The following is a 4,891-nucleotide window of genomic DNA, read 5'->3' as shown; positions in this document are numbered from 1 at the left end:
ATTGAAGACTGGAGCGATAAACTCAAAGAAGAAAAGCCGTCCTAGAAGGACGGGGCTTGTACCCATTTCTTTGGTCACAAAGCAAGATCAGGAAATATCCGAAAATATCCGAAAAAATAAAAACTTCACAATTTATTTGAAAATACAATAGCAACCATTTATGAAGTTAATGTAAAAAATTAGGCATTGCCTCCTTTAAGGAATCTCATTCACCAAGATATTTATATGTAATACCAATTCTCCCAACTCTTGCAACAATTATGAGTTTTTGGTTTGTTTACGCTCACGCTTCAGGTAAGGTGCGTCGCTTGGAGATTGTCGCTCTTTTTTAGGAGTTAAGGGTGGCGACGCACCCTACAGCTACTGTTGCATGAGTTTTGAGAATTAGTATAACGTGCTGATGGCGCGCCTGGGTACTCTTCTGTTGTGTCTTTAATCCCCGGGTTGCCGCTTCACCTCAAAAAATTATCCAGTTAATCATAAAAGTAGTAAAACTTTACAATTTGCGGTTTTTGTTTCTTTCTTGGAAGACTGTTTCAAAAGGATTCCAGGGGCGATACCCTTTTCGATTTGAGATTTTAGATTTGGGAATGATTTATAACTACCAGGGTTGGGAACACGGGCATAGAAGAGTAGCATTCTTTTTTTGAACATGGTGTTGAATTCTGCTGGTTGCCTGCAAGTAGCAGAGAATTAGAAATTACCAGCGAACAAGCGAGCTAGATGATGGATTTCACCCGCTTTTAACCAAAAATCAAAAAAATTGTAGGTGCCGTCACTTACTAATGGATGATTTCGTCACAATTATTTTTTTTATCCTGATAGCAGAGTACAGACTGCGTATCAAGAAGAGGAAAATACAAACACCAAAATTTATGATGCGCGTTTACTCTTCCATCCTGATGTCAAGCCTGTTACTGAGTGCTGGCGCAGTTAATGCTCAAAGCTTAGAAACTCGATCGACCTTTTTTGCTCAAGACAACTCTGCTTCAGAATTTTTAACCGCCGTACCCGACACTCAGACCTTTTACGATAAAGATCCAGAGAATACGCCACCAGGACGAGGCGAGGGGAGATAAAGCCGAAAAAAGCGATAATTGCAGGAAATTAGGGGGAGAATGGGAGAATATAAAATTGGGAAAAGAAGAGAAAAATTGAAGATTTAGATTTATTAATTCGGGACTTAGGTACTGCGTACCAAAAAACCGATTTTTTAGCAGTATTTGACGACTGAAGACATAATTGTTCGCTATTCCGGTTTTTTTGCCCAATATCGTCAAAATATCAGATACCACAAACTGGCGCGAAATGTTGCACTCAAAAAATAAATAAAGGTAAAGCGCGAGTAGGAATCTTACGCTTTACCTTTATTTTTTAAATTTTTGCAGCTTTAATCTTCTTCCGCAGCTTCGCCACCAACAACGACATCGCGAATCCGCAAACTCGGGCCGCCACAGCCGACGGGCAAACCGCTTTGTCCTGCCTTGCCGCAGCCGCCGGATTCATCCCAGTAGAAATCGTCGCCGATCGCCTCAATATCAGCTAAAGTGCTGAAAACATTACCCGCAAGAGTAACATCCCGCACCGGATTGTCGAGTTTTCCGTCGCGGATCATCCAAGCTTCGGCGGCACTGAAAGTAAACATTTCGCCGTTAGTCGTGCCGCCTTGCCAATTGCGCGCATAAACCCCTTCTTTGATTCCAGAAAATAAGTCAGCAACTGGCGTGTCACCTCGTTCGATCCAAGTATTCGTCATGCGGACGATCGGCGGATAATGATAATTCAAACAGCGAGCATTGCCAGTAGGCGTTTCTCCCAATTTGCCCGCCGTTTCCCGCGAGTGCAGCCGCCCGACTAAAGCCCCGTCTTTAATTAACTGAGTCGTAGTCGCGGGAGTACCTTCGTCGTCGTAGAAATAGCTGCCCCGATGTCCCTCTGGCGATGCACCGTCGAAAATTTGCAAGTTTTTGGGGCCGAACTGGCGCCCAAGGGTCATAATTTCCAAAATGTCGGGATTTTCGTAGGCCATGTCGGCTTCGGAAAGGTGTCCGAAGGCTTCATGGACGAATAATCCGGTCAAAATCGGGTCGATGACGACGGTGTAGGTGTTGCCTTGGACGGGGGGTAAGGCGAGGGAATCTACAGCGCGCTGGGCGGCGCTGCGAACTTGAAGATCGAGATCGGTTAAGTCTTCGTAAGCTTTGCGGGAACCAGTGGTTTCTCGGCCAGTTTGTACGGTTTCCCCGCTGCGGGCTGTGGCGGCAAAGCGCATTTCCATGTCTGCCCAACCTTGTTCGAGCATGGTGCCTTCGGAGGTGGCGAGGATGATGCGCTGGGTGGTGTCGCCGTAGCGCACGGAGATGGTGGCGATGCGGGGGTCAATGCTGCGGAGAATGGCCGCGTAGCGATCGCACAATTGCTTTTTGTCAATTAGGGGAACCAGACGGGGGTCTGTTCCAGTCAGCGGCAGCAAGCAAATGTCTTGTACTGGCGTAACTGGCGCCAGGATCGTTTCTTCTTCGCCGATCAGTTTGGCCGCGGCGATGGCTTCTTCGATTCTTTCGGCGAGGGTGGAAAGTCGGTTAAAACTGGCAAAGCCCCAACCGCCTTTGTGACAAGCTCTGACTTGGCCGCCAATTGAGACTCCTTCGCTGAGGGTTTCAATTTTTTCGCCCCGCAGCAGGATGTCGGTGCCTTCGGCTTCTTCCAGTCGAATTGCCAGATAATCGACTTGGTGGCGGTAGCGTGCCATTAAGTCTGACAGCAGATTTTTCGAGTCGGCGATCGAGGTGGGCATAAGGAAAGCACGGTGTTTAACTTACTTCATTTTGCACTGTTGTCAGGGCGATCGTCCAAAATATCGCCCCAAGCGCGGAGATTGCGACTTATTGGTACGGTTCTGCCAATATCGTTAGTTGAAAAATGTGGATATCCTGTGAGTTAGGAGGAAGGCGCAAGAAATTATGCGGGATTTTTCGATCGTGCTGGTGCTTGACCCAGCCCAAAAACGGATACCGTGCCACGTACTCCTGTCGTGGAAAGATAAAAATTTTAGACCCTAGTTCAATCTCCCAGATTTATCTGTGGGGTAAATCTAAAATCTCAAATCTCAAATCTAAAATCGACTGACTCCTAACTCCTGAACTTTCCTATACATAAATACTTCACCCTTCATGCCTGTGAAGGTGGGTTTATAACTACTATGAATACTTACTTTTTACCGACAATAAGCGAAATTTTAGCCTCCGAAGGCCAAGAAAATGACCTCCGTCTCTTTGATGCTAAGTTGGCGGGAGAAAACAACCGCCATCGGTGTCCTGCAAGCCGTGGGGCTTCTCGGCTGAAAGCTGAACAGGAATGGTATGGGGCGATCGCAGCTTTGAATCAAATGCTCGATCGGCAAAAAGCAGGACAAAAAACAGATGCCGATCGAGCAAATGGTCGATCGACAATCCTCAATTCCTGTCAGGGATTGGTGTTGTCGGGCCCGTCTTCGGTTTTGACTCACCCCGCTTTGGCCAACGGCTTTGCCAATTGGATTTTTACCAGTATTCCCGACAACGATGCAGCTTTGTGGTCTTTTCGGGCTAGACAAACTTTAGCTTTAATGCCGGCGGCTGATGTGCAAATATCAGTGCCTGCGGCGGCCCCGGCTTTGGCTTTGGCAAGTGGTGATCCCTTAGCCAACGAGCAGTTTTGTTTGGTTTTAACTGCTAGTTTTAGCCTGGTGATGGTTTTGGGTGAAAATTCTGCGGGAATTCCGGCTTTTCTATTTTCTTTCGATCCGCAAGTAGTCGCCAAAGCTTGGGAGGTTTTGCGGCGCAGGGTGACTGAAAGCGAATGTTTGCTTGGCAATTCTGACGGTAGCTTCAATTTACCAGTTAGCAAATTAACTAATAATTCTACTAAATTAGACGCGCTGTTCCAGCAGTTTTTGCCTGTGGAGCCAAATTATCAAACAGTCATGCAGTTCAGCCGCTTGCTGTTGCATAATTTGCCGGTTGGGAAAGATGAAGCAGGCAGGATAAAGGATGAAAGAATTGATGATGGTTTGAACCATAGACATCACAAGTTATCGGCTACAGATATCAACTGCAAATCTCCAATTCCTCTGGCTACTAAAGAGGTGGAATTGCTACAGGCGATCGCCCACGAAGTCCGCACTCCTTTGGCTACTATTCGCACGCTGACTCGGCTGCTGCTGAAACGTCCCAAACTCGATCCGGTGGTGGTCAAGCGTTTGGAAACGATTGATGCTGAGTGTACCGCTCAGATCGATCGCTTCGGTTTAATTTTCCGCGCCGTGGAATTGGAAATGTCGCAAGCTAAAAATTCTGGCGTGCAGCTAACAGCAATGTCCCTCGGTGAAGTGCTACAAAATAGCATTCCCCGCTGGCAAAAACAGGCGGCTGTGCGAAACCACACTTTGGAAGTTATTGTGCCGAAAAAGTTGCCTGCGGTAGTCAGCGATCCGACGATGCTGGATCAGGTTTTAACTAATTTGATTGAGAATTTTACTCGAACTTTGCCTTCGGGGAGTCGCATTCAGGTGGAGGTGACATTAGCGGGCGATCAGTTAAAGTTGCAGTTGGAATCGGAACACCTTCCTGAAGGTAATGTCGCATCGACTTTTGCAGAAGCGGCGAATGCTCCTTTGCGATCGATCGGGCCTTTGTTGATGGTGCAGCCGGAGACGGGAAGTTTGAGTTTAAATTTGAGCGTGACTAAGAATTTATTTCGGGCTGCTGGCGGGAAGTTGGTAATTCGCCAGCGGCCCCAAAAGGGCGAGGTGATGACGGTATTTTTGCCGCTGCAATAGTCATTAGTCATTAGTCATTAGTCATTAGTCATTAGTCATTAGTCATTAGTCATTAGTCATTAGTCATTAGTC

At 46.9% G+C, this 4,891-nt stretch carries 3 protein-coding genes; 2 read left to right on the top strand and 1 reads right to left on the bottom strand.

The window, feature by feature from the left end; all coding sequences use genetic code 11:
• Positions 1 to 875: 875 nt before the first annotated feature.
• Positions 876 to 1,079 (top strand): heterocyst-inhibiting protein PatX, encoded by a 204-nt coding sequence (patX, locus tag QUA16_RS35710; RefSeq protein WP_333109477.1) that lies wholly within the window; start codon positions 876 to 878, stop codon positions 1,077 to 1,079.
• A 311-nt stretch (positions 1,080 to 1,390) separates the two neighbouring features.
• On the opposite strand, the gene QUA16_RS35705 is transcribed toward patX, so the two are convergent.
• Positions 1,391 to 2,797 carry a TldD/PmbA family protein gene (locus tag QUA16_RS35705; protein WP_333109479.1) on the bottom strand — a complete coding sequence of 469 codons (1,407 nt, stop codon included), beginning with the start codon at positions 2,795 to 2,797 and terminating at the stop codon, positions 1,391 to 1,393.
• A gap of 405 nt (positions 2,798 to 3,202) precedes the next feature.
• On the opposite strand from QUA16_RS35705, the gene QUA16_RS35700 reads away from it, so the two are divergent.
• Entirely contained in the window at positions 3,203 to 4,819 is a 1,617-nt protein-coding gene (locus QUA16_RS35700; RefSeq protein ID WP_333109481.1) for a HAMP domain-containing sensor histidine kinase, read from the top strand.
• Positions 4,820 to 4,891 lie beyond the last annotated feature (72 nt).

Source organism: Microcoleus sp. S13_C3, from assembly GCF_036700905.1.
Classification (GTDB): domain Bacteria; phylum Cyanobacteriota; class Cyanobacteriia; order Cyanobacteriales; family Microcoleaceae; genus Microcoleus.
This window is presented reverse-complemented; position numbering and strand designations above follow the sequence as displayed.

Bases quoted from the DNA above. Each gene is read 5' to 3' on its own strand.
- patX (WP_333109477.1), top strand. From the start codon at position 876: ATGATGCGCGTTTACTCTTCCATCCTGATGTCAAGCCTGTTACTGAGT.
- QUA16_RS35705 (WP_333109479.1), bottom strand. From the start codon at position 2,797: ATGCCCACCTCGATCGCCGACTCGAAAAATCTGCTGTCAGACTTAATG.
- QUA16_RS35700 (WP_333109481.1), top strand. From the start codon at position 3,203: ATGAATACTTACTTTTTACCGACAATAAGCGAAATTTTAGCCTCCGAA.